This is a genomic window from Ekhidna sp., from assembly GCF_040220215.1.
GTDB lineage: Bacteria > Bacteroidota > Bacteroidia > Cytophagales > Cyclobacteriaceae > Ekhidna.
In genome coordinates this window covers 84,406-108,631 of the sequence record NZ_JAVJTR010000025.1, presented here as the reverse complement: position 1 = coordinate 108,631, position 24,226 = coordinate 84,406, and the positions used below count along the sequence as shown (strand labels likewise).

Genomic DNA, 24,226 nt, shown 5'->3' with positions numbered 1-24,226 from the left:
TCCAAAATATGCATACGGGAATTTTATTAACTTTTCCGGATGCATATTCATCGGCAATGTTTAAGCCTCTTATTAGTCTTAATAGGATTTAGTGGCTTTGGTCAGCAACTTCTAACAGATACGAGAGATGGCAATCAATATGAGATTGTGAAACTTGGGAATCTTTATTGGATGGCAGAAAATCTCAGATATGACGCGCCAGGGTCTACTTGCCTATACGATTGCGACAAGATAAGATTCTACGATTTTCAATATTTGGAGGGAGTATGTCCAGAGGGTTGGCGGCTACCTACGGTAGAAGAATGGGAGTTATTCACCAATTCATTTGAGGATGCTGAAATCGTAGAAATGATGGAGGAGAATCAAAAGCTTTATCGGGTTGACTTTCTGGATCAATACAACATTTTTGAATCAAACGTTCTAAATATTGAACCTTATGGACGAATGGAGGGAGGTAAAGTGGATGATGGCATGTTCGTAGATTTCTGGACTGTTAACCCTGCAACAGATGATCGTTTTCACATGCATTTATCTCCATACTCAATTACCGGGCATGCGCACAAGCATAATTTGAAACAATCAAAACCAGAGGAGTATCGATTGTTTGCCGTTCGTTGTGTTTGTGAAAAACTAGACGAATAAGCCAAAGCTTTAATTCCACTTGATCAACCCATCAAGAAAGTTTTGAATGGCTTCTGATGAACCGATTGGGACTCTTAGTAATCTCAACAAAACGGTCAGCAAACCAATGATGGTTGCCGGGTGCTTCACTTTACCAAAGCGGACAGCATATAGTATTAAAAGAGGGATGAAAATGAGTTCAGCACTCAGCGCCACCATCATTGGATTTAGTTTTTCGATAGGAACTAGTGCTCTCCATAAAACAATCATTCCCCTGCCAAGTGCCGGCATCATCAAATAGAAGACCGAGCAGATCATCCACCATGCATGCTCATTTAATTTCTTTCTAAATCGAATGGCTTGAATTACTGCAACCCCATAAAGAAGACCAAGAATTAATTCAATGACAAGTGTGCCATAATAGAAAGATAACGGCGGTCCGGGCCTGGATGGATCATAAACAGCAGCTCGTTTTAAAGGAATATCCAGCAAACTCATACTTGTGAATACAATTCCTCCCGCTATTAAAAAGCCAATCATTCCTAAAGTTCTATGATTGGAAGTTTTCCCTTTTTCAATCAGATAAGGTTGGATGATCATAAGGATAAACCAACCAGTGACCAGCCAGTAATGAATGTGAAACTCCCAGGAGGTCGTTGTAAGCTTTGGCCAGTAAAAATTGAATATTCCGACTTGAATAATAACCAATGGAAGGATCATCCAGAGGTGTAGGTTCTTGTATTTTTCCAATGTATGATAGGTTAGATCCCATAAGTTAATAGGAATGATTCAAATTTCGCTCTTTATATTATTCAAATCAGTTATCTGTTGCAACAGCGGACAATAACATTCTGTCTGATTTTCAGTTTCTTTTAATCATAAGCTTAACCATTATGAAGAAACACTACTGTACAATCATTCTTTTTCTATGTATTTCTCTGGCCTACGCCCAAAATATGACTCAAGAGCATCTTCAGTTGCTGGAGGGGCAATGGACTGGGGATTTGGTCTATTTAGACTACTCATCAAATAAGGAGGTGAAAATTTCGGTAGAAGTAAGTATTGAAAAAGTGAAAGAAGGGAAATACAAGTTCAACTATGAATATCCTAAAGAACCGAAAGCCAACTCCAAAAGCAATGTGACCATCGATTTGGAAAAAATGACCACTGAAGGCAAAAGAATCGCGGAAATAAATGAGCGGAACGGTCAGTGGACCATTGTTGCTTATTCAGCTGGGAAAGACAATGGTCAAAAGGCGCGATTCGTAAAAACATATGTCATAAGTGAAACGACTTTAACAGTCAAAAAAGAGGTGCAATATGAATCCAGCGAAGAGCGATTTATGCGCAATGAATACCGCTTGAAAAAATAGATTTTTTCTTAAAGAATTCAATTAACAAGTGGGCTATTTAACTTAGCCTCATGTCTGAAAAGAAACTCTTCCTCCTCGATGCGTTTGCATTGATATACCGTGCTCACTTCGCCATGAGTCAGAATCCCAGACTTACCACTAATGGCATAAACACAGGTGCGATTCTTGGTTTTACCAACTCTTTGTTGGAGATCATCACCAAAGAAAAACCCTCGCATATTGGGGTTGCTTTTGACACCCATGCACCTACTTTTCGGCACGAAGATTACGCGGAATACAAGGCAACCCGACAGGAGCAACCGGAGGAGATTAAAGTGGCCATTCCCTATTGTTTAAAAATCGTTGAGGGCTTTAACATTCCCATTCTTATGAAGGATGGGTATGAGGCAGATGACCTGATTGGGACCATTGCTAAGAAAGCCAGCAAAGAAGGCTTTAAGGTGTACATGATGACACCAGATAAGGATTTTGCTCAGTTGGTGGATGAAAATATCTTTCTTTTCAAGCCGAGGCGAATGGGGAATGGAGTAGATATCATGGGCATTCCTGAAGTGCTTGAAAAATTTGATATTGATAAAGTTGATCAGGTAAGAGATGTGCTGGGACTCAAAGGAGATTCTGTGGATAACATCCCTGGCATCCCTGGAATTGGTGATAAAACCGCTTCCAAACTTTTGAAAGAATACGGTTCTGTTGAAGAAATTGTGGCTCACGTGGATGAGCTTAAGGGAGCTTTACAAAAGCGGGTAGAAGAACATGGTCAGCAGGGCATCATGTCCAAGGAACTGGCCACTATCAAAATTGATTCACCCATTGAGTTTGATGAAACTGCCCTGCAATACGGAGAGCCGAATCCGGATATTCTTCAACCAATTTTTGACAAGCTGGAATTCAAGACGATTGCCAGAAGGGTTTTCCAGGAAGAGAATGACATTAAGAAGGGAGAAACGCAACAGCTGGGATTGTTTGATGGAGGTGGAGATGCTCCTTCAGTTTCTGACAACAAAGAATCGATCAAAACGACCAAACACACTTATCAATTGATAGAAGGTCAGGAAGCCATTCAGCAATTGGTAAAAAAGCTTAGTGCAGAAAAATCATTTTGTTTCGACACAGAAACAACAAGTCTGGAAACCCGGGAGGCAAAACTTGTAGGGATAGCTTTTGCCATTAAGAAAGGAGAAGCCTGGTACGTGCCATGCGGAGAGAATGCTCAGTCGGTGGCAGATGCCTTTAAAGATGTTTTGGAAAATGATGAAATCCAGAAGATTGGTCAGAATCTGAAATATGACATCCAGGTGATGCGTAACTATGGCGTAAATGTGAAAGGAGAAATCTTCGATACGATGTTGGCTCACTTTCTATTAGATCCGGAATCCAACAACAGCATGGATTGGCTGGCAGACAAGTTCTTGAACTATAAAACAATTTCGTTTGAGAATCTGGTTGGTCCGAAGGGAAAAAATCAAAAAACGATCGATCAGATTGATCCTGAGAAGGTGAAGGATTATGCCTGTGAGGATGCAGATATCACGCTTCAGCTAAAGGAACTGCTGGAGAAAGATATTGACGAGCGTAAGCTACAAAAGCTTCTGCATGAGGTGGAGGAACCACTTTCTTTTGTATTGGCAGATATGGAATACGAAGGAGTGAAAGTGGATACTTCGGCACTTGAGAAAATGTCGAAGGAGTTGGATGAAGAAAGTCGAAGAGTGCAGCAGGAGATATTTGATATCGCGGGGGTGGATTTCAATATTGGGTCACCCAAGCAGCTTGGAGAAATCCTTTTTGATAAACTTAAGCTGGTTGAAAAGCCAAAAAAGACCAAGTCAGGCCAATACGCTACAGGTGAAGACATTCTTTCTAAACTGGCAGATGAGCATGCCATTGCGGCGAAAATTTTAGAGTTCAGGGAGTACCAGAAACTAAAGTCTACTTACGTAGATGCATTACCAAAACTGATAAGCCAAGCGAGTGACCGGATTCATACAGATTATAGACAAACTGTAGCAGCAACTGGCAGGTTGAGCTCAAATAATCCCAACCTTCAGAACATACCTATTCGAACAGAAAAGGGTAGAGAGATACGAAAAGCATTCATTCCAAGTGATGGCGATTATCTAATTATGGCGGCAGATTATTCTCAGATTGAGCTTAGGATCATGGCAGCTTTTTCGAAGGATGAAAGCATGATGAATGCGTTCAAAGAAGGACGAGATATTCATGCTACCACAGCAGCAAAAGTATTTGGTGTTGATGTGGATAATGTGGAACCAAACATGCGACGAAAAGCTAAGGAGGTCAACTTTGGGATCATCTATGGCATTTCGGCTTATGGTCTTTCACAAAACCTGAATATTGCCAGAGGAGAAGCCCAAGAGGTTATTGATTCCTATTTCAAAGAATTTCCGAGTGTAAAGAAATACATGGATGAGACGATTGAGAAGGCTAAAAAAGATGAGTTTGTAGAAACCATTCTTGGCAGACGGAGGTACTTACGGAACATCAATTCCAGAAACTTTACCATGCGAGGTTTTGACGAACGAAATGCGATCAATGCTCCCATTCAGGGGAGTGCAGCTGACATCATCAAGATCGCGATGATCAATATCCATAAATGGATGAAGGAAGAAAATCTCAAGTCTAAGATGATCATGCAGGTTCATGATGAATTGGTCTTTAACATGCACAAAGACGAGCAGGACATATTGATTTCCAAGGTAGAGGCATTCATGAAAAATGCTCATCCACTAGAAGTACCGATGGAAATTGGGATTGGAGTTGGAGAAAACTGGCTACAGGCGCATTAGAATATTTGATATCACCCCCTAACCCCCTTAAGGGGGAACTGGATTCATCTTAAATTTGATAAAAATCTCAAACAAAAGGATTTCAGTTATTATGCTAACATCGCCTCCTACTTTTTCCGACATCAAACGTGCCCACCAACGAATAGCTCAATACATCATTGAAACACCGGTGATGACATCAAAAAACATTGATGAGATTGCCGGTTGTCACATTTTTTTCAAGTGTGAGAACTTTCAGAAAGTGGGAGCATTCAAGATGCGAGGAGCTGCTAACGCAATTTTCAGCTACCGCCCTGAAGAGCGAGTAAATGGCTTTGCCTGTCACTCTTCCGGTAATCACGGTCAGGCTGTAGCCCTTGCAGCCAAGTTGGCGGGATCAAAAGCCTACGTGGTGATGCCCAAAAATGCATCGAAGGTGAAGGTAGAAGCGGTAAAAGGATATGACGCGGAGGTAATATTTTGTGAGCCAAACGATCAGTCCAGGTCTCAGACTTGTCAGGATATTGTAGATAGAACGGGAGCCATTTTGATTCACCCGTTTGATAACTATAACATTATAGCCGGACAGGCCACAGCTGCCAAAGAATTGATTGAAGAAATGGATGACCTTGATTGCATCATTGCTCCCGTAGGTGGTGGAGGTCTTGCAGCAGGGACTTCATTGATTGCTCACTACCTGGATCCAAATATGGAAGTATATCTTGGAGAACCTGAAGAAGTAAATGACTGCTATCAATCGTTAAAAGCGGGCAAAATCATCCCAAACAAGTCATCAGATACGATCGCTGATGGATTGAAAACCACCATCGGACAAAGGAACTTTGATATTTTAAAGGAGCACGTAAAGGAAGTGTTTACGGTTTCGGAGCAAGAGATTGTAGACGCGATGAAGCTGATTTGGGAGCGAATGAAAATTGTTATTGAGCCTTCGTGTGCTGTTCCTTTCGCGGCGATATTAAAAAACCCTGAAGCATTTAAAGACAAACGAGTGGGGGTAATTCTTACCGGCGGAAATGTCGATTTGACTAAACTTCCATTCTGATGCCCAGAAAGATTTTCGTTATCTGGAATCCCTTTGCCGGAGGCAAAGCATTAAAGATTTGTAAGAAGCTATCCGAGACACTCAACAATCAGGAAGTAGATTACCAGGTCTTCGACACAAACGAGAGTAAAAGCGCAACTACTACCGTTTCAGAATTTCTTGATGCATCGTTTACAGACTTAATTATTATTGGAGGAGATGGGACCATCAATGAGTCGGTGAACGGATTGAAACATGATATTCCGGTTTCCATTTTACCTGCAGGCACAGGGGACGACTTCATCAAGAATGTGGCGATTGGGAAGACATTGGAAGTGCAAATTGATACAGCCATAAATGGTGAGATCAAGCGAATTGATTTAGGCCAGTGTAACGATCGAAAGTTTGTCAATGGTGTTGGGATTGGATTCGATGGACAGATCGTTGAGGACATGGCATCCAAGCGAGTACCGTTGCTAAGAGGTCATGCTGCTTACTACTATCATGTGCTTCGGATTTTGGGGGGCTATAAGGAGCGTAGCTTTGACTATCAAATTGATAATCAATCCCTAAAAAAGGATTTGATCCTATTGACTGTTGGAAATGGAACAACGTTCGGTGGAGGGTTCAAGTTGATGCCGGAGGCAACCATTGATGATGGACTCCTTGAGATCTGTGAGATAGGCAAGGTATCGGGGTTGAGAAGATTTCTGAACATCAACAAACTTTCTAACGGAACGCATGGATCACTCGACGAGATTAATTTCTACAAAGCAAAATCAGTCAAAGTAGAAGCGAACGATATGCTTTTCGCTCACATCGACGGGGAACGAATGGGTCAACCACCATTTGAGCTAAAGATATTGCCGAAGGCAATGCAACTAAGGGTTAAAATGTAGTTTGTCCCCCTCTGGAGGGGGCTGGGGGAGGATTGATCATTTTTTCTTAAATCTCGCCCTCTTCTTAAATCTTAAATACGCCCAAACTGTCACAGCAATTACTCCCAGACTTATAAACTGTGAATGAGACAGTACGCCATCTATGACATAACCACGCTCTTCGTCTCCCCGGAAAAACTCAATTATCCCCCGCCCAAACGCGTAAAGAATGATGTAGATAAAGAATAATTGTCCTTCGAATCGGTTGTGTCTTTTCAACATCAAAAGCACAATCATAATACCGAAAATCAGCGTCGCAGAATAGAGCTGTGTTGGATGCAGAGAAGTATGTAAGGGTTCCGCTTGAGAAATAGGATCCGAGAAAGTCACTCCCCATGGCATATCCGTTGGGACTCCATGACAACAGCCTGCAAAAAAGCACCCTAGTCTTCCTAATCCATGAATGATGCAAGCCGTAATAGCCAGACGATCCATTAGTGGCCACAATGGCCATTTTTCTTTTTTGAAATACCAGACGATTAACGGAACTGCAAAAAGCAATGATCCGTAAAAAACAAATCCTGTCCGAAAGTTTCGCTTCATATTTTCCCACGAACCGAAATAATAAGACGGATCTTCAAGATAAAAGAACAGTTTACCTCCAATAAAGGCAGATACGATCACCAAAATCGCGAGATTTTGAATTTTATCTTTTTCAATTCCCAAATCTTTTTTGGCTGAGTAGGTCATGTAAAAAAAGCCAAGTGTAGCACCGAGCATAATCATGAAGCCATAGGTGTGAATAGTGAAATCACCGATTGAAAACAGTTCTGGATGCATATTGAGTATTAAAGTATAAAGTTTAAACGATATGGCATAAGATTTGAGATAATCCAAGGAAAATAATGCGATGAGCTATTTAAAAATACTTTTGATCAGTTTACTCTTTGCTGGATGCAAGGATGATACTGGAATTTCTGTAGCTGATAATGAAATCCTTGTTCAGTATCAGCAAACGGTAACGAAAGAAATAGATGGCGATGAGTGGACAGTAGCGTTTGAAAGCATTGAAGAAAATTCGCTATGTGCGCCGGATGTCAACTGTGTGTGGCTTGGAAGGATAGTAGTTGAATTAAAAATCAATGGTGAAGATGTTATGCTTGGTTTTGGTGATCTAAACACTAACACCGAGGAAGAATTACAAAATCATGTTGTTGTCAATGGAGCAACCATTACGTTTTCTGAAGCCCTTGATTATACCGAGAACAGTACCACCAAAATTATCCTCGTTTTTGAATAGGTTGAATTAGCTCTTAAAAACGGTTTCCTTATTCTCACTGCTGTCAAAAACGCGGATAGCAACTACGTCAGCTTCTGCTGTTTTCTCACCTTCGGAAGAAAGAAAGTCACATTTCAGGACGGTCTTTCTTCCTTTTACCTCAATCACTTTAGCCCGGAGTTCTACGGTTGTATTAGGTGTTGGCTTTAGATATTTCACCGTAAGCGTACCAGTAGCATAGCGATACTCCGGATCAGTGTCCAACGATCTCCCTTCCCGCTTATAAGCATCTGCCATGGCGGTACCCATGCAATGACAATCGATTAAAGTTGCCATGATTCCTCCATTCATCAGGTTGCTCCAGCCATGATATTTTTCTTTGGACTCCCAGTTGCACACAGATTCATCTCCGTCCCAGTAACTTTTGATTTGAAGACCTTCGTGATTGTGGCCGCATCCAAAGCAGACATTTTCCGGCATGTGATCCTGAAAGTATTTTGACGCGCTCATTTTAATTCGTTAAAGTCCAAATTTAATAGTCATTATCGTACGGAATCCATCTTCTCTAAAGTATAAATTTTCTTTGTCCAAAGACTCCCTTCGAGAGTAACATATTAAATTGAATCTGAAATCATCAATTCATAGCTATGTACCATACCCTCGACCTTCATTTCCAAAATTATGAACATGCCATCGCTTCTTTTCTGATAGAAACTGAAGATGGGCCTGTTCTCATTGAGTCCGGACCCTATTCGACCTTTCCCAGTCTCGAGAAAGGATTGGCCGATCACGGATACAAAGTGAGCGATGTGAAGCATGTGCTACTTTCACATATCCATTTCGATCATGCAGGGGCTGCCTGGGCATTTGCAGAAAAGGGAGCAAAGGTTTATCTCCATCCATTCGGTCACGATCACATGCACGATCCTACCAAACTGGTAGCTTCAGCGACAATGATCTACGGTGATCAGATGGATATCCTATGGGGAAAGATGGATGGAATCCCAAAGAAGAATTTGAAGGTGGTAGAACATGAGGAGGTCATTGAAATTGGCAGTCAAAGCTTCCGGGCTTTACATACTCCCGGTCATGCAAAGCATCACATAGCCTGGCACTGGAAAGACACGATTTTCACGGGAGACGTAGCTGGGGTAAAGATAGAGGGCGGTCCTGTTGTGCCACCATGTCCACCTCCGGATATCAATCTGGAGGACTGGATGCACTCCATTGACTTGGTACTTTCAAAAAATCCAAATCGTTTAGCGCTTACCCATTTTGGGGAAGAGATCAACCCAAACATCCACATGAAGGAATTGAAAGAAATTCTCAATGACTGGAGTCAATGGATCAAACAGAAATGGGAAGAAGGCCTCAGCAATGATGAAATCACCCCGCTCTTCATGAAATATACTGCAAATCAGCTGAAAGATCGCGGTGTATCAGATACTGGAATTAAACAATACGAGGCGGCTAATCCCTCATGGATGAGTGTGGCAGGACTGGTTCGGTACTGGAAGAAAAAGCAGGGATAAATCACGGAATTTCAAAGAAGTCGTCCCACCGCTCTGAAATGGTGGGACGACTATTCGATGATTTTATTTATTCACACAACCCTGGACTTGCAAGACATTCAGATTGTGGGATTGGTAAAATAACACCTAGTGGATTAATACCAAACGCTATTGAAACGTCGGAATCGATGAGTCTCCATCTTTTCAAATCATGAAATACCAACCCTTCATATAGCAGTTCCCTATTTTTTTCTACGCGTATACTGTCCACAAATTCAAATTCCGATTGACTACCATCCAATTCTGGTATTCTGGCTCTTCTACGAATGAGATTCAAGTCCTCAAGAGCAACAGGATCGATAGGTGTTATAAATAAGTTTTCATGAATTGCCTCAGCTCTTGCCAAGTGAATCTCTGCCAGTCTGATAACAGGAATCACATCGGTTGGTCTCAAAAACTTCGCGCTGCTAAGATTCACAACGGTTTTATAGAAAGCTGAGTCGATGATGTCAGGGGAATCAGTAGCAGAAACATCTTGTATTGAATGACGAATGTCACTCCGATAAAATTTCGCGTTGTTTGGAATAAAGGTTTTTTGAAGTGATCCGAAAGTGCTTTCTAAGATTTGGAATGCACCATATCCGGTACTATTCAGACGAGAAAACATTGGTGCTAAACCTGTAGCAGAAGTTAGGTTTCCTGTCGTTGCTACTGGGGTTTGTACGATAGCTAAAATATCCTCACTAACAGGTGAAGCATTATTAAAAGCGTCTAATGGACTACTCATTAATTCAAATGGGCCATCTATTACATTAGTAAAATGTGTAATGGCAGCTCCGTATTCACCTTTTTGCATTGCTACCTTTCCTCGGTATGCCTCAACTGCATAATATGATAATCTATTCTTGGGCAAATTTTTACCTTCTAGTAGAAGGCTAGCTTGTCCTAAATCATTTTCAATTTGAGTGTAAATCGCTTCAACGGAAGCTAGTTGAATATCGAGCAAGTCCTCAGTTGTATTGATTGGATAATCAATAAGAGGAATTGCATCCTTGGGAGCATCAGCACTGCTGTATTGAGGAGCCCATAAGCGAACCATTTCGAAATAAAGGACACCCCTAATAGCCAGACTTTGACCTTCTATCAGTTCTCTTGCCTCAGGATCTTGAATCACATCAAGATTAGCTAGAAGATTGTTTGCAATATTGATTGTTTCATACCCCCTTAGCCAATTTGCCTCAATTCTTGAGTCCACATTTGTGTAGTTGTTTTGGGAGAAACGGGTATAGTTGGGAAACACATCACTTTGCCACGAAATTTCCTGTCCGTCATGTCGAGATAAGAGTGTTGGTATCATCTTAAAATCACCACCTAGCAATTCACCTCCGTTTGCCCCATCATAAATGCCAAAAAGATTAAAATATGCACCATTTAGTACATTTTGGGCGGATTCATCATCGACAATAACATCTCCACTAATTGTATTTTCAGCGTCGGCATCTAATAAGTCGTTGCATGAAATTGTTAAGGCTAAAAGAAGTAAAATTGAGTTGTTAATTAATTTTTTCATTGGTGACCTGTTTTAAATTCCGAATTTGATGCCTGTCATAATCATTCTTGGCTGAGGAGTTGAAAAGTTATCAATGCCTCTACTTATGTTTTGTCCAATCTGACCATTTAGCGGGTCTGCATAATTTACGTCGGGATCGTAACCAGGATAATCCGAAAGTGTAAATAAGTTAGTTGCCCCAATGTAAACACTTAAATGAAGCAACCCCATTTGGGATAATTTCGCCGACGGAAGGTTATAGGTTAGCATAATATTCTTCAAGCGGACGTAGCTCCCATCTACTATCCACCTACTGGATTCAACAGGAGGATTTCCGTCAATGTCTAGACCCGGATTTGAAGCAACATCACCAGGAGCGTACCATCGATCAATTTGAGAATTTAACTGACCCTGTAAATTTATTCCACTATTCGCAATCTGTTCTCCCGTAGCAAAGTACATATCATTCCCCTGGACAAATTGTACTAGAAATGAAAAGTCAAAATTCCTAAAGGTTAAAGTATTAGTAAGTCCTCCAAAGAAATCCGGATTTGGATCACCAATGATGGTTAATTCTGCATTATTGAGATTGGTCGTTTCATCACCATTCTCATCTCTATATAAGGCAAGTCCTGTACCTTCATCTACCCCCACAAAATCACGGGCAAAGAATACACCTGCCGGCTGGTTTTCTATATATGCATTTACTCCGACTACAGCTCTGTTCCCATCCAGATTGGTAATGGTATTTTTATTTGTCGAAATATTAAAATCTGTGGACCAGCTAAACATTTCGTTGCTCACATTTTGAGAACTAACAAATAGTTCGATCCCTTTATTTTCCATTTCTCCAAAGTTGGTTAATACATCAGATTGACCGGAGGTCAATGTAATTGGTTTTGGAAAAAGAAGATCTTTAGTTTTCTTGATGTAGTAGTCTATCGAACCAGTTAATTTATTATCAAAATAACCAAAATCTATACCTACGTTGAATTGTGATGTGGTTTCCCATTTAAGGTCATCGTTCCCAATGTCTATAGCCTCGATAGTCTCACCATCTTCAAAATTTACAGTCACATAGTTTCTTCTAAAAGCAAAATCGTCGAAAGGAGTATTACCAACAAGCCCATAGCTTGCTCTTAATCTTAAATTACCTTCTCCTCCGTAGAAGTCTTCATTGTGGATGTTCCAACCAGCCGAAATAGCAGGAAAGAATCCAAAACGATTGTCTTCCGAAAATTTAGAGCTTCCGTCCACACGACCCGTTACCTGAACATCGTATTTGGAACGAATGGAATAAGAAACACGACTGTATGATGACACTAAAATGTTTGCAGCACCCGGAACCAAAACATTATTCAATAATGGACTGTCCTCTTCCAATGCATTCAATTCTTCAATCGTTGGCACAAAGGCTTCTTTTATAGAAAATGAGGCATTGGATTCTTGATAAGATGCACCAAGAATTACGGATAGGTTATTGCCGCTAGCAAAAGAGTTACTGTAGGTTCCCCATCCGTTGATGACATAATTCCTTATTTTCTGATTGTTGACAAGTGTTTTTCCATTTGGGCTTCCATCTAATGTTACTGGTTGAAGCTCTTGTTCATCATCAATGTTTGCAAAGTCAATTCCTCCATTTACATCAAAACTTATTTTGTCATTAAGCATATAGTTTAATGAGAGACTACTGATATAGCTGTTTTCATAACTGAAGTTGTCCGAATAGTTTACTTCAGTAATTGGGTTGTAGAAGTTACGTCCTTCATACACAAATAGACGATCAAAATTATCGGGCTCATAGGTGTCACTTGGAGGGAGCGCAATTGCCTGTAGAGGGAATCCCAAATCTAGATTGTCTCTTAATCTTTCATCTTTGGTGTTGATATAATTGAAATCTAAACCAATAGAAAAACTTTCTGATACTTTACTATTTAAAGAAACTGTACCATTGAATCGATCAAAACTATTCCCTATCAATATTCCATCCTGAGTAGTAAATCCTGTAGCAATAAAATAGTTTAAAGATTCTTTACCTCCTTGAAAATCAATATTTGCAGTGTGGGCAAACGCAGTTCTGAAGACCTCATCCTGCCAATCTGTATCAAAAGCAAGAGAATCTAAAAACCTGTTTCTTGTAGGAGTAACAGGATTCCCATTATTAACAACCCCACTTGGATCTCGATAAGAAACCGATTCTATGTCATTGTAATTGTCTTCAATGAACTCCCGGCCCAAATTTGTTTCTACCCCGTTAACCAAAATTTCGAGTGGGGCACCAGCTCCTTGTGAGATTTGCTGTATCTCACTTAAAATGGTGAATTCAAAAATTAGCCTTCTGTGTTCATCTCCATCAAAAAGATCAAGTTTTTTTGGAGTCTCCGAAATGCCTAACTGATAGTCGACATTTATTTTCAGTTTACCACTATTACCACTTTTGGTGGTTATAATGATAACACCATTCGATGCACGAGTACCGTAGATCGCGGTGGCGGAGGCATCTTTAAGTACTTCAATAGTTTCGATATTATTTGAGTTGATATTGGACTGACTTCCGGACACCAAAGGAACACCATCAACAACATACAATGGGTCGTTTGAACCAGTTAAAGATGACCCTCCTCTTATTCTCACCTTTGTTGCTTCTCCAAGAGATCCGCTTGAGTTTTGAACCTGAAGACCAGCAGTTAAACCTTGGTTAGCTTGTTCCAGATTCACCAACGGGGCTTGAATCATTTTTTCAGAATTCACACTAGAAACACTACTCGTCAGCTGATCTTTGCTTTGTGAGCCAATGCCCATGTTGACAACATTGCCTCCGGACGATTTCATTTTAAGCGAAATCGTGTTTTGGCCAGTGAGGTAAATTTTTTGTGTAGTGAAGCCCTCCGCACTTATGATGATGGTTTCATAACCATCAGTCAGTTGGATTGAGAAAACCCCATTTTCTTCGGTGGTAGTGGCAGTTGAAGTGCCCTCCACCTGAATATTGGCACCAGCCACCGCCTTGTTATTTGCATCGGTGACTGTTCCTCGTAAGGTAACTTGAGCCGATAATGAAATGACCAATAGCAGGGAAGCCAGGCAGGTTAGTGTTAGTTTCATAATTTGGTAGGTAGATAATACAATCTTAAAAATAGACAGATTACCCATTACTAGACACAAAAAAGGGCAGGAATCGATGATTCTGCCCTTTCATTCGATTTTAATACCTATTATTCGTACCTCAGCGACTTTACCGGGTTTTGGGTAGCCGTTCTCATTATTCTGCTTGAAGCAATGGCTACTGCAATGGCCATCAACGTGAAAAATGGTGCTAACACTGTAAACACACTGATGGCCTGGTATACGGCAAATATGGATGCCATTAGCGCATCAATTGCAAAATACGATAGCCCTGCACCAATCCAGGCAAAAAGTAGAAGCAACCAGAAAAACTGCTTGTTCATTAACACCAATATTTGATTGATGGATGCACCGAGTACTTTTCGTACTCCGATTTCTTTTACACGTTTAATGATATTGAGTGAAACAAGGGTATAGAGCCCGATGGAAGATAGAATCAACGCAAGTGCCCCCAGGAATTTGAACATGGTTGAAATGTTCTTGTTCACATAGTCAGTGCCCGCAAGTTCTTCATCCATAAAAGTTGCATTGAAAGGAGTGTTTGGGGCTACTTCATACCACTTTGCTTCCATTTTGTCCCTAAGCTCTGTTGGATTCACTTCACTCTTGATCACTACAAAATTCATTTCTTCCTTATCGGCCAGCCTGAATGCACATGGCTCCACTGGATCGAAAAACCCATACATGTAGAAGTCTTCCATGACACCTACCACAGATAATCGAGTACTATCATCAATCTGCACCACTTTACCTATCGGCTCGTCCCAACCGAATTCTTTCACCAACGCTTCATTCATGATGATGGAGTTTTCCTTATCAAACTCATAAAGCTCTTTATCAAAATATCGGCCGTCTTTAACGGTTAGATTCATTATGTCTTTATAATCCAGGCTGAAATTCATCATGTCTGATTCCACCTCCTGCTCTCCGGCCCTTAACGTACGACCATACGTCCACCAGCCGATATGATGGGTAGTTCCGGTCATTTGCTCAATTTCCGGCATTTGATTAACCAGATTGAAGAAGCGGTCATACTCAGATTTATTCTCTACACGCACGCCCAGAATATTCTCTTTTTGAAATCCCACATCCAGGTTGTTCTGATATTCGGCATTGTTTGTAAATGCAAGCGCTGAAATTAAGGCAATGATCGTGAGCATGTATTGGAGCCCAAGCAAAGTTTTGGAAAACCAGTTGGTCCCACCAAGTGAAAGGCTGCCTCTAAGGATATTCACCGGCTGATAAGCACTGATGTATAGGGATGGATATCCTCCAGCTATCAATGAGGTGAGCACTAAAAGGCCAATCAGGAATAAGTAAATCTCACTGTCGGATATCAGGTTCAACTCTAGTGTAATGAAATCCCACATGGCACTGTAAGCCGGGACAAGAAAATAGGCAAAGCCCAACGCCACTAACAGGGATAGAAAAGAGAGAATCAGGTTTTCACCCATGAATTGAAAGATGAGTTGCTTACGGTCGCTACCCATCACTTTTCTAATTCCAATTTCTTTAAGACGTTTGCTTGAGATAGCGATGCTGGTATTGGTAAAATTGAAGCAAGCGATTAGGAGCATTAAGAACGCCATGATCATTGGTACGACCACTGCTGGTGGTGGAGGAGGCTGGCTGAGCCAGTTGGAGCGAATGGACTCAGCTATGCTACCAAGATTGGTCAATTGCACTGCATAATAACTTCCAATCTTGAAATCATCACGTGCTTTGTTCTGCACTTCAACATAGTTGGCATTGACATCTTCCATTAAGTTTTGCGGAAAGCCTCCATCCGTCATGACGAAGGTGGCTGCTACAAATTGCTTCCAGTCAGTGTTTTCTACTTCCCGAATTTTCAAGTAGTTATCAAAGTGGGTTAGTGCGCTAAATCGTACCGATGAGTTTTGGGGGATTTCTTCGAATACCCCACCAACGGTCATTGGGTATTGTTTTCCATCCTCGGTGATAATCGTTATGATTTCACCGGTTGGGTCTACCTCTTCTCCAAAGTAGGTATTGGCTGTATAGTAACTGAGAATGATCTTACTTCGGTCAAAGAATGCGGATTCATTGCCGTACTTCAATGGGAAAGTGAACATTTCAAGGAAGTCATCTTCAGCAAAAGCAATTCCCTGGTTGAATACTTTCAATTCTTTTTTTAGGACAAGGCCGGTCTCAATGTATCTGGAAGTATGAGTGACCCCTGCCACCTGGTCTTTTATTACAGCCCCAAGCGGAAGTGGTGAAATACCATATGGCACATTTTGATTCTGCACATCCTTGTAGATCTGCACTTTGAAGATGCGTTCATGATTTGCATGATTCTGATCATATTCTGCAGCAAATTTCCAGTTCAGGTATCCAACAATGCAGCAGGCAAGGGATAGTCCCAGACCCAGCATATTGATGAAAACATAGGATTTGTTTTTCCGAAAGTTTCGGAATGTGATTTTGAAAAAGTTCTTAAGCATAGTCCTGTGAGTTAGTTGATTTTCAAATAAGCACTAAGAACATGCCAAATCAGCTAAACTGTTTGATTCACAGTTCGTTATGAGTTTTTGAACCTTTCAGTTTGTACGATTTCGCACGACTTTTTGAACACTTTAATGTGTTCTTACATTATAATAGATTATAAAAATCCTCAGAGGTTGCTTTTAAGTAAAAGAATATGCCCACCAAATAAGGACAAACTGTAATGGAAGTCGTAAAGCCAATACCCAAACGAGCTTCTTCTTTCTCCATCCTTTCATAAAGTGGTAGATGTTTGCAGGAAATACGGCAATGAGCAACGCGATAACGCCCCATGCCGCAAACGAGGTATATTCCGGAATCAGAAGAAGGACGCCCAAAATGATTTCTGCTATTCCACTCAGCCAGTTGATTAGCTTTTTGTTTCCTAGAAATGGAGGAATGATTTTCTCATAAAACCGGGGCATCACAAAATGATTGATTCCGGCAATGATGTAAAGGATTGCCATGATCCAGAGGCTAATGGTTTCGGTTGACATAAATGGAAAGATAGTCGTAAACCGATTACTCGAAGTAATCGGTTTACTGATCTTGATTGAATATATTTGATAAGTATCAAATTCAACCCTTAACCTATGTACAGAATTCTCACCCTCCTTTCCATTTTATTTATTGCCTGCTCACCTCAAACTTCTAATCCTGAAGTTGAAAGCTGGGAATCTCAGGCCGAAAATATTACCATCATCCGGGATGATTTTGGTGTACCACATATCTATGGAAAAACGGATGCAGATGCCGTTTTTGGCTTGCTGTATGCTCAGTGCGAAGATGATTTCCGAAGAGTGGAGCGAAACTTCACCTGGGCGATTGGCAGATTAGCGGAGGCTGAGGGGGAAGATCAGCTTTACAGCGATTTACGTGCTCGACTGTTCATGACAGAGGAGGAAGCAAAAGCTACTTATGACTCGGCCCCTGATTGGTTGAAAGTTTTATGTGAAGCCTGGGCAGATGGTATCAATTACTATCTTCATACACACCCTGAAGTGGAACCCAAAGTGATCAAGAAGTATGAGCCCTGGATGACCATGTACTTCACGGAAGGCTCCATCGGTGGAGATATCGAGCGGGTTTCTACTCGTAAGATTAGTGCCTTTTATGAAGGTATGTCCTCCTCTGGAGGGGGTGAAGGGGGGGGATCTCAACAAACTTCTCTTAATGCTAAAGAACTTGTCCTTCAAGAACCCCAAGGCTCCAATGGCTTTGCCATCTCAGGCGACCTGACTGAATCCGGAAATGCCATGCTGTTGATCAACCCACATACTTCATTCTATTTCAGGGGGGAAGTTCATGTGGTGAGTGAAGAAGGATTGAATGCATATGGAGCAGTGACTTGGGGGCAGTTTTTTGTGTACCAGGGCTTCAATGAGAACACCGGATGGATGCACACGTCTACCGGAACGGATATCATCGATGAATTCCAGGAAACGATCATTGAAAAAGATGACGGTCTGTATTATCAATACGGGGAGGAAGAGCGAGCTGTCGAAGTAAAAGAAGTGACCTTGAAATTCAAGGATGGGGATGAAATGAAGGAAAAGACCTTTCCCGTTTACCGCACACATCACGGTCCGATCACCCATGAATCGGATGGAAAGTGGACGGCCACTGCATTGATGTGGAAACCTGTGGATGCCCTTACCCAATCGTATACCCGAACGAAAAAGAAGAATCTGGAAGAGTTTCATGAAATGATGAACATTCGAACGAACTCTTCCAATAATACCGTCTTCGCAGATTCTGAAGGAAATATTGCTTACTATCATGGCAACTTTATTCCAAAAAGAGATGTGCAATTTGATTATTCACAACCTGTGGACGGGAGCAATCCGGCCACCGACTGGCAAGGGCTGCATGATTTGGACGAAACGATCATCGTGACCAATCCTTCCAATGGCTGGATACAGAATTGTAACTCTACACCATTTACTGCAGCTGCTGAGAATAGTCCGAGAAAAGAAGACTACCCGTATTACATGGCTTCATTTCCTGAGAATTTCAGGGGAGTAAATGCCATTCGTTTGCTCTCCGAGGTTGAGAATCTGTCATTGGATGGATTGATTGAACTTGGCTATAACCCATACCTCCCGGCATTTGAAAAAGTAATTCCGGGCTTGGTTGAAGCTTATGATGCTTTGGGTGATGAGTCTTTGAGTGAAGAAATTGAGTTATTGAGAGGATGGGACTTAAGAACGAACGTTGAATCAAAACCGATGAGTTTAGCTCATTTTTATGGGTGGCATTTATTAGATGAAGTTGATATACCAGAATTGAGTGATCTGGAAGATTTGAATTATTGTGGCACTCAGCTTCCTAAGGAAGAGCGGCTTAGAATATTCCGATCTGCACTGGACGAAATGAAAGATCGCTATGGAACGACAATTATCCCATGGGGAGAAATAAATAGATTTCAACGATTGTCCGGAGACATAGGTGCCACTTTTGATGACAGCCAGGAAAGCATTCCAGTAGGCTACACTACTGCAATTTGGGGACACCTTGCTGCTTATGGGATGAGGGGAGAACATGATGTGAATAAGATTTATGGTACCCGAGGTAACAGCTTTGTAGCAGCGGTGGAGTTTGGTGAAAAAGTGAAAGCCAAAACCATATTGGCTGGTGGGCAAAGTAGCGATCCTAACTCACCTCACTTTGACGATCAGGCGCAGATGTATGCGAATGGTGAGTTCAAAGAAGCAGCCTACTATCGGGGGGATGTTGAGGCACGTTCTGAAGAGACATATAAGCCTGGAAAAAGAAATTGACCTGTTTCTTTTAACTTAAGGATGCATTAATACCCCCAAATGAAAACGTTAAAAATTTTAGTTGCATTATTTCTACCCATCTTCATTTCTTCGTGTGGGAGTAACAGTGTGGAATTGCCATTGGATCAAATGGCCACTTATGAGGTGATCCAAACACAGATTTGGGATACTCAGTGTGTCAGTTGCCATGTAAACGGAAGCACCTTCGCCAAGCAATCGAACCTGGTTTTAACTACAGGTGAATCCTACAGCCAACTGGTTAACAGACTGCCGGATAACAAGCAGGCACTGGATGATGGTCTTGAGCTGGTTGGTACCGAAGGGCTACCTAGCTTATTTAAAAGCTATCTCTGGGAAAAGATTAATGCAAACGATCAGGAACACTTTTACTCAGACCATCCTCTTTATGGAGCTATCATGCCATTGGGAGGGGATTTTTTGACCAATGGACAGTTGGAGTTTATTAGGGACTGGATAATTAATGGTGCTCCAAGAACAGGGAAGGTGGCAGATGTAGCGTTGTTAGATGATAAAACTCGTTTCAAAGAAATACCCTTTGCACCTTTGCCTCAGCCGGATCGTGGCTTTCAATTTCATGTCGGTCCATTTGAGGTGCCACCAAATAGTGACCGGGAACTTTTCACCTATCAATCAATCGATTCTGAAGAAGATATTTACATTGATCAAGTTGAGATTGTCATGCGACCGGGTAGTCATCATTTTATTTTTTACACTTTCGATGATGATATTCCTTCCCATTTTTTTCCTAAAGAAGGAGATATACGAGACATCTATGATGACGGTGGAAACCTAAACTACAGCAACCTCATTGCACTCCAGTTTCATAATTTCATCGCCGGAACACAATGGCCAAGGATGAACTATAAATATCCTGAAGGAGTCGCATTGAGAATACCAGCAGGAAAAGGATTTGATATGAATTCCCACTATGCCAATCGCACCGATGAGGTGGTTACCGGAGAGGTCTATGGAAATATTCACACCGTTCCGCAAGAAGACGTGAACTATGTAGCTGAAATACTGGATTTAAATAATCAGGATTTTTCACTACCTCCCAATAAAGTGACCACCATTACTAAGGACTATTTTTTCAATCAACGCATCAACATTTTTCAACTTTTCTCACATGCGCACGAGCACATGACTGAGTTTAATGTCTACAAAGTTGGCGGAGATAATGATGGTGAACTTCTTTATGTCTCTTTTGACTGGGAGCATCCACCGATTCTTGAATTGGACCCACCAATAGTTATTAACACTGGTGAAGGATTGAGATTGGAAGCCACCTATGACAATTGGGAAGATAGAACGTTGACCTTTGGTTTGAGAAGCTCTGATGAAATGATGATTCTCTTTGGAGCTTATTATACAGATTAAAAATCATAAGCTATGAAAAACTTATTTACACTATTTACATGCTTAATTGCGACGCTGAGTCTGGCGCAATCTCCGGTTGGAGCCTGGGAATGGACAGAGACCAGAGAAGACGGCCAAAAAGTGAAAGGAGTAGTCACCTTCACGGAGAACTATCAGACTGCTGCCTGGTTTGATGCTGAAACGGGAGCTTTTGTGGAAACGAATGGTGGAGGCTGGGAATTGAATGGCAATACCATGACGGAGATGCCGGAGTTTAACTCCAGCGATACCTCCAGGATTGGCAAACCAAGATCTTTTGAAATCGAGTTTGATGGAAATGATAAAATGCGAATCGTGGGAATGGAAACCTGGGCCACTCGAGTGGATGCCGGAGAGCCTGGCGACCTGGCTGGAGCATGGTTGATGTCGGGTAGAAAACGAAACGGGGAAATTCAGGAGCGGGACACAAGTGGCCCAAGAAAAACGATGAAGATACTTTCAGGTACACGTTTTCAATGGATCGCTTACAACACAGAGACCAAACAGTTTATGGGAACAGGAGGCGGAACATACACCACGGTAGACGGAAAGTATACCGAGAATATCGAATTCTTCTCACGAGACGACAACCGTGTAGGAGCCAGCCTGGAATTTACTTATGAACTCAAAGACGGCAAGTGGAACCACTCTGGTAAGAGTAGCAAAGGCGATCCATTGTATGAAGTTTGGAGTGTGAGGGAGAATTAAACTTAGATGTCATTCCGGCCCTGTGCCGGAATCTATGGTCAGTACATATTCGTCTCCTGACTCACAGTAGTATAGACGAATAAGAATGACATTTTTACTGTAATTCGACCTTATCCCCAACCTTAATCGTTCCGGTCTCAAGCGCCAATGTATTAACCCCAAAAATGACGCCTTTTCCTTCCCTGCGGTAGGTTGCTAAAGTCTTCAACGGCTCGGCTGCTTTCTTACCTGTTTCCTGATCAATGGTGGTAAACACGCATCGCGTGCAGGGATGTGTTACATGAAACTTCACATTACCTATTTGAATGTCATTCCAATGATCTTCTTCATACGGTTCACATCCTGCTACCACTATGTTTGGCCGGAATCGATTCATAGGCAGCTCCACTTCCATTCTTGAATTGAGGTCATCGAGGGAAGCCTGCCCAATGATTAAATAGGGATACCCATCAGCGAAACTCACATTCTCACCGTTGATCGCCTGATCAGGATTCACCGGACGTGATCCATCTTCCGGCATAAACACCAGCTTACAAGGCTCGCCAGCTATTTTTGAAAACCAGTCACTAATGGATTGGGTTGCTTCAATGGCTTCAACTGAATCAGCCCATACAGTGACGTGAATGCTTTTACCACTTTTGAGTGTGATAGGAATTTTTAAATCAGGCATATTGCTATGCGACGCAATGATGCTTTCATTGGTCAATGAAATACCAATCTGAGAAAGATGAGGATGCGTTCGTTGCGTGATGTGCCCGTTTTGTTCATTGACCAGCATCCATCGTCGGTCATACTTAAAACCTTTTTCCATTACTTCAACTTCCTGAAGTGCGATCCCCTGAAGGGATTTAATTGGATAGATATATAAGCCAGATACTTTCACATTGCTAATTCTTCGCCCAATTATCCCTCAATGTAATCGTACGATTGAAAACCAGATTGTCTTCCGTTGAATCCTCATCTACCCGGAAGTAACCAATACGTTCAAACTGCATCTGGTCACCAACTTTTGCATCTTTCAACGATGGCTCTACTACAGCCTTTTTATTAATTGTTAAAGAATCAGGATTTAAGTGATTTTTAAAGTCATCCTCGATCGTATTCAGGTTTTCTGTCATGAATAATCGGTCATATTCACGGACCTCTACATTTACAGCATGTGGTACGGAAACCCATCCCAACGTGCCTTTCACTTTCTTTCCACTTGTATCCTGTCCACTACGGGTTTGTGGATCATACTCAGCGTACAATTCTTCAATGGTGCCGTCCTCAGCTTTTTTGTAGCCGGTACATTTGATGATGTAGCCAAACTTCAAACGAACCTCACGATCAGGGCCCAGCCGATACCATTTCTTCGGACTTGGAGGATCTTCCATGAAGTCGGATTGATCAACATAAATCTCTCTTGTAAACGGCATTTCTCTGGTTCCTGCCGATTCATCCCCCGGGTTGTTTACGCCTGTCATCATTTCCACTTTATCTTCCGGCCAGTTGATAATGATTACCTTAAGTGGATTCATGATGCCAAATACACGATTGGTGTTTGCATTCAAATCTTCTCTGACGGCATGCTCGAGCACAGCAATGTCTGTGATTCCATCTCGCCTTGCTACCCCGATTGTATCAGCAAACTTTCGGATGGATGCTGCTGTAAATCCTCTTCTTCTGATCCCGGAAAGCGTCGGCATACGTGGATCGTCCCAACCATTGACATGGCCTAGCTCTACCAGTTCTCGTAATTTTCTTTTACTAACTATGGTATAGCTGAGGTTCAGTCTTGCGAACTCTGTTTGCTTAGACGGGAATATTTCTAATTCCTTAATCAGCCATTCATACAATGGCCGGTGTACTTCAAATTCTAGCGTACAAAGTGAGTGAGTTACATTCTCAATCGAATCGGACTGACCGTGTGCAAAATCGTAGGTAGGGTAAATGCACCATTGATAGCCGGTTCGGTGATGAGGAAGCTGCTTGATCCGGTACAAGATTGGGTCACGCATGTGCATGTTGGGGGAACTGAGGTCTATCTTGGCTCTCAGCACTTTTTCGCCATTTCCAAACTCTCCTGACCGCATTCGTTCGAACAAATCCACATTCTCTTCAACTGATCGGTCTCGATATGGACTTGGCTTACCTGGCTGTGTTGGTGTACCTTTTAGCTTGTTAAATTCCTCTTGGGGCAGATCATCGACATAGGCAGATCCTTTTTGAATTAATTTGATAGCCATTTCATAGAGCTGTTCAAAGTAATCCGATGCATAGTATTCCCGGTCTTCCCAATCAAACCCCAGCCATTTAATGTTTGACTTAATAGAGTCCACATATTCCGTTTCTTCCTTCTCAGGGTTAGTATCGTCAAATCTAAGATTACACTTCCCTCCATACTTTTTTGCAAGACCAAAATTTAGACAGATAGACTTGGCATGACCGATGTGCAAATAGCCATTTGGTTCCGGCGGAAAACGGGTCACGATTGAATCATGCTTCCCTTCTTTCAGATCCTTTTCGATCATTTGCTCGATGAAATTCAAAGATTTTTTTACCTCGTCCATAATTCGAAATTAGGGTGCAAAAGTAGGACTTTGATTAGTTAAAATCTATTGTAGAAAATATCCCAATAATGTTGGGGTGGGTTTTTTGAGTTTGAGC

The 24,226-nt window shown here is 41.6% G+C and carries 19 protein-coding genes; 10 read left to right on the top strand and 9 right to left on the bottom strand.

The window, feature by feature from the left end; genetic code table 11:
- The first annotated feature begins 39 nt into the window (after positions 1–39).
- Complete coding sequence (locus tag RIC88_RS16820; RefSeq protein ID WP_350218735.1) at positions 40–642, top strand: FISUMP domain-containing protein; 603 nt, start codon at positions 40–42, stop codon at positions 640–642.
- Positions 643–651: 9 nt separating this feature from the next.
- On the opposite strand, the gene RIC88_RS16815 is transcribed toward RIC88_RS16820, so the two are convergent.
- On the bottom strand, positions 652–1,371 hold the full coding sequence (locus RIC88_RS16815) for a hypothetical protein (protein WP_350218734.1): 720 nt from the start codon (positions 1,369–1,371) through the stop codon (positions 652–654).
- A gap of 143 nt (positions 1,372–1,514) precedes the next feature.
- On the opposite strand from RIC88_RS16815, the gene RIC88_RS16810 reads away from it, so the two are divergent.
- From RIC88_RS16810 to RIC88_RS16795, 4 genes are all read left to right on the top strand, one after another.
- Positions 1,515–1,994: a hypothetical protein gene (locus tag RIC88_RS16810; RefSeq protein WP_350218733.1), complete on the top strand. Its 480-nt coding sequence runs from the start codon at positions 1,515–1,517 to the stop codon at positions 1,992–1,994.
- A gap of 50 nt (positions 1,995–2,044) precedes the next feature.
- Positions 2,045–4,804 (top strand): DNA polymerase I, encoded by a 2,760-nt coding sequence (gene polA, locus RIC88_RS16805; protein ID WP_350218732.1) that lies wholly within the window; start codon positions 2,045–2,047, stop codon positions 4,802–4,804.
- Between the two features lie 91 nt (positions 4,805–4,895).
- Positions 4,896–5,846: a threonine ammonia-lyase gene (locus RIC88_RS16800; RefSeq protein WP_350218731.1), complete on the top strand. Its 951-nt coding sequence runs from the start codon at positions 4,896–4,898 to the stop codon at positions 5,844–5,846.
- Positions 5,846–6,724, top strand: coding sequence for a diacylglycerol/lipid kinase family protein (locus RIC88_RS16795; protein ID WP_350218730.1), 879 nt, complete (start codon positions 5,846–5,848; stop codon positions 6,722–6,724). Before RIC88_RS16800 ends, RIC88_RS16795 begins: the two co-directional genes overlap by 1 nt.
- 36 nt (positions 6,725–6,760) lie before the next feature.
- On the opposite strand, the gene lgt is transcribed toward RIC88_RS16795, so the two are convergent.
- Positions 6,761–7,543, bottom strand: coding sequence for a prolipoprotein diacylglyceryl transferase (lgt, locus tag RIC88_RS16790; RefSeq protein WP_350218729.1), 783 nt, complete (start codon positions 7,541–7,543; stop codon positions 6,761–6,763).
- 70 nt (positions 7,544–7,613) lie between these two features.
- Between lgt and RIC88_RS16785 the strand changes: the two genes are divergently transcribed.
- On the top strand, positions 7,614–8,003 hold the full coding sequence (locus RIC88_RS16785) for a hypothetical protein (protein WP_350218728.1): 390 nt from the start codon (positions 7,614–7,616) through the stop codon (positions 8,001–8,003).
- A gap of 6 nt (positions 8,004–8,009) precedes the next feature.
- Here RIC88_RS16785 and RIC88_RS16780 read toward each other — a convergent pair whose 3' ends face one another.
- On the bottom strand, positions 8,010–8,492 hold the full coding sequence (locus RIC88_RS16780; protein WP_350218727.1) for a PaaI family thioesterase: 483 nt from the start codon (positions 8,490–8,492) through the stop codon (positions 8,010–8,012).
- A 137-nt stretch (positions 8,493–8,629) separates the two neighbouring features.
- On the opposite strand from RIC88_RS16780, the gene RIC88_RS16775 reads away from it, so the two are divergent.
- Positions 8,630–9,514, top strand: coding sequence for an MBL fold metallo-hydrolase (locus RIC88_RS16775; protein WP_350218726.1), 885 nt, complete (start codon positions 8,630–8,632; stop codon positions 9,512–9,514).
- Between the two features lie 67 nt (positions 9,515–9,581).
- Here RIC88_RS16775 and RIC88_RS16770 read toward each other — a convergent pair whose 3' ends face one another.
- The 4 genes from RIC88_RS16770 to RIC88_RS16755 form a co-directional block, all read right to left on the bottom strand.
- Positions 9,582–11,063, bottom strand: coding sequence for a RagB/SusD family nutrient uptake outer membrane protein (locus RIC88_RS16770; RefSeq protein ID WP_350218725.1), 1,482 nt, complete (start codon positions 11,061–11,063; stop codon positions 9,582–9,584).
- A 12-nt stretch (positions 11,064–11,075) separates the two neighbouring features.
- Positions 11,076–14,147: a SusC/RagA family TonB-linked outer membrane protein gene (locus tag RIC88_RS16765; protein WP_350218724.1), complete on the bottom strand. Its 3,072-nt coding sequence runs from the start codon at positions 14,145–14,147 to the stop codon at positions 11,076–11,078.
- A gap of 110 nt (positions 14,148–14,257) precedes the next feature.
- The gene (locus RIC88_RS16760) at positions 14,258–16,633 is read right to left on the bottom strand and encodes an ABC transporter permease (RefSeq protein WP_350218723.1); all 2,376 of its coding nucleotides are present in this window, start codon (positions 16,631–16,633) and stop codon (positions 14,258–14,260) included.
- Between the two features lie 183 nt (positions 16,634–16,816).
- Positions 16,817–17,170, bottom strand: coding sequence for a DoxX family protein (locus RIC88_RS16755; protein ID WP_350218722.1), 354 nt, complete (start codon positions 17,168–17,170; stop codon positions 16,817–16,819).
- Between the two features lie 96 nt (positions 17,171–17,266).
- Between RIC88_RS16755 and RIC88_RS16750 the strand changes: the two genes are divergently transcribed.
- The 3 genes from RIC88_RS16750 to RIC88_RS16740 are packed head-to-tail and all read left to right on the top strand — an operon-like array spanning position 17,267 to position 21,577.
- Positions 17,267–19,453 carry an acylase gene (locus tag RIC88_RS16750; RefSeq protein WP_350218721.1) on the top strand — a complete coding sequence of 729 codons (2,187 nt, stop codon included), beginning with the start codon at positions 17,267–17,269 and terminating at the stop codon, positions 19,451–19,453.
- Positions 19,454–19,492: 39 nt separating this feature from the next.
- Positions 19,493–20,851 (top strand): monooxygenase, encoded by a 1,359-nt coding sequence (locus tag RIC88_RS16745; protein ID WP_350218720.1) that lies wholly within the window; start codon positions 19,493–19,495, stop codon positions 20,849–20,851.
- 12 nt (positions 20,852–20,863) lie between these two features.
- The gene (locus RIC88_RS16740; protein WP_350218719.1) at positions 20,864–21,577 is read left to right on the top strand and encodes a DUF4488 domain-containing protein; all 714 of its coding nucleotides are present in this window, start codon (positions 20,864–20,866) and stop codon (positions 21,575–21,577) included.
- Positions 21,578–21,671: 94 nt separating this feature from the next.
- On the opposite strand, the gene RIC88_RS16735 is transcribed toward RIC88_RS16740, so the two are convergent.
- Positions 21,672–22,460, bottom strand: a complete 789-nt coding sequence (locus RIC88_RS16735; RefSeq protein WP_350218718.1) for an MOSC domain-containing protein — start codon at positions 22,458–22,460, stop codon at positions 21,672–21,674.
- A 4-nt stretch (positions 22,461–22,464) separates the two neighbouring features.
- Positions 22,465–24,129 carry a glutamine--tRNA ligase/YqeY domain fusion protein gene (locus RIC88_RS16730; protein WP_350218717.1) on the bottom strand — a complete coding sequence of 555 codons (1,665 nt, stop codon included), beginning with the start codon at positions 24,127–24,129 and terminating at the stop codon, positions 22,465–22,467.
- Between the last annotated feature and the right edge of the window lie 97 nt (positions 24,130–24,226).

Excerpts from the sequence above, each read along its gene's own strand:
- RIC88_RS16820 (WP_350218735.1), top strand. The coding sequence starts at position 40 with ATGCATATTCATCGGCAATGTTTAAGCCTCTTATTAGTCTTAATAGGA.
- RIC88_RS16810 (WP_350218733.1), top strand. The coding sequence starts at position 1,515 with ATGAAGAAACACTACTGTACAATCATTCTTTTTCTATGTATTTCTCTG.
- polA (WP_350218732.1), top strand. The coding sequence starts at position 2,045 with ATGTCTGAAAAGAAACTCTTCCTCCTCGATGCGTTTGCATTGATATAC.
- RIC88_RS16800 (WP_350218731.1), top strand. The coding sequence starts at position 4,896 with ATGCTAACATCGCCTCCTACTTTTTCCGACATCAAACGTGCCCACCAA.
- RIC88_RS16795 (WP_350218730.1), top strand. The coding sequence starts at position 5,846 with ATGCCCAGAAAGATTTTCGTTATCTGGAATCCCTTTGCCGGAGGCAAA.
- lgt (WP_350218729.1), bottom strand. The coding sequence starts at position 7,543 with ATGCATCCAGAACTGTTTTCAATCGGTGATTTCACTATTCACACCTAT.
- RIC88_RS16785 (WP_350218728.1), top strand. The coding sequence starts at position 7,614 with ATGAGCTATTTAAAAATACTTTTGATCAGTTTACTCTTTGCTGGATGC.
- RIC88_RS16780 (WP_350218727.1), bottom strand. The coding sequence starts at position 8,492 with ATGAGCGCGTCAAAATACTTTCAGGATCACATGCCGGAAAATGTCTGC.
- RIC88_RS16775 (WP_350218726.1), top strand. The coding sequence starts at position 8,630 with ATGTACCATACCCTCGACCTTCATTTCCAAAATTATGAACATGCCATC.
- RIC88_RS16770 (WP_350218725.1), bottom strand. The coding sequence starts at position 11,063 with ATGAAAAAATTAATTAACAACTCAATTTTACTTCTTTTAGCCTTAACA.
- RIC88_RS16765 (WP_350218724.1), bottom strand. The coding sequence starts at position 14,147 with ATGAAACTAACACTAACCTGCCTGGCTTCCCTGCTATTGGTCATTTCA.
- RIC88_RS16760 (WP_350218723.1), bottom strand. The coding sequence starts at position 16,633 with ATGCTTAAGAACTTTTTCAAAATCACATTCCGAAACTTTCGGAAAAAC.
- RIC88_RS16755 (WP_350218722.1), bottom strand. The coding sequence starts at position 17,170 with ATGTCAACCGAAACCATTAGCCTCTGGATCATGGCAATCCTTTACATC.
- RIC88_RS16750 (WP_350218721.1), top strand. The coding sequence starts at position 17,267 with ATGTACAGAATTCTCACCCTCCTTTCCATTTTATTTATTGCCTGCTCA.
- RIC88_RS16745 (WP_350218720.1), top strand. The coding sequence starts at position 19,493 with ATGAAAACGTTAAAAATTTTAGTTGCATTATTTCTACCCATCTTCATT.
- RIC88_RS16740 (WP_350218719.1), top strand. The coding sequence starts at position 20,864 with ATGAAAAACTTATTTACACTATTTACATGCTTAATTGCGACGCTGAGT.
- RIC88_RS16730 (WP_350218717.1), bottom strand. The coding sequence starts at position 24,129 with ATGGACGAGGTAAAAAAATCTTTGAATTTCATCGAGCAAATGATCGAA.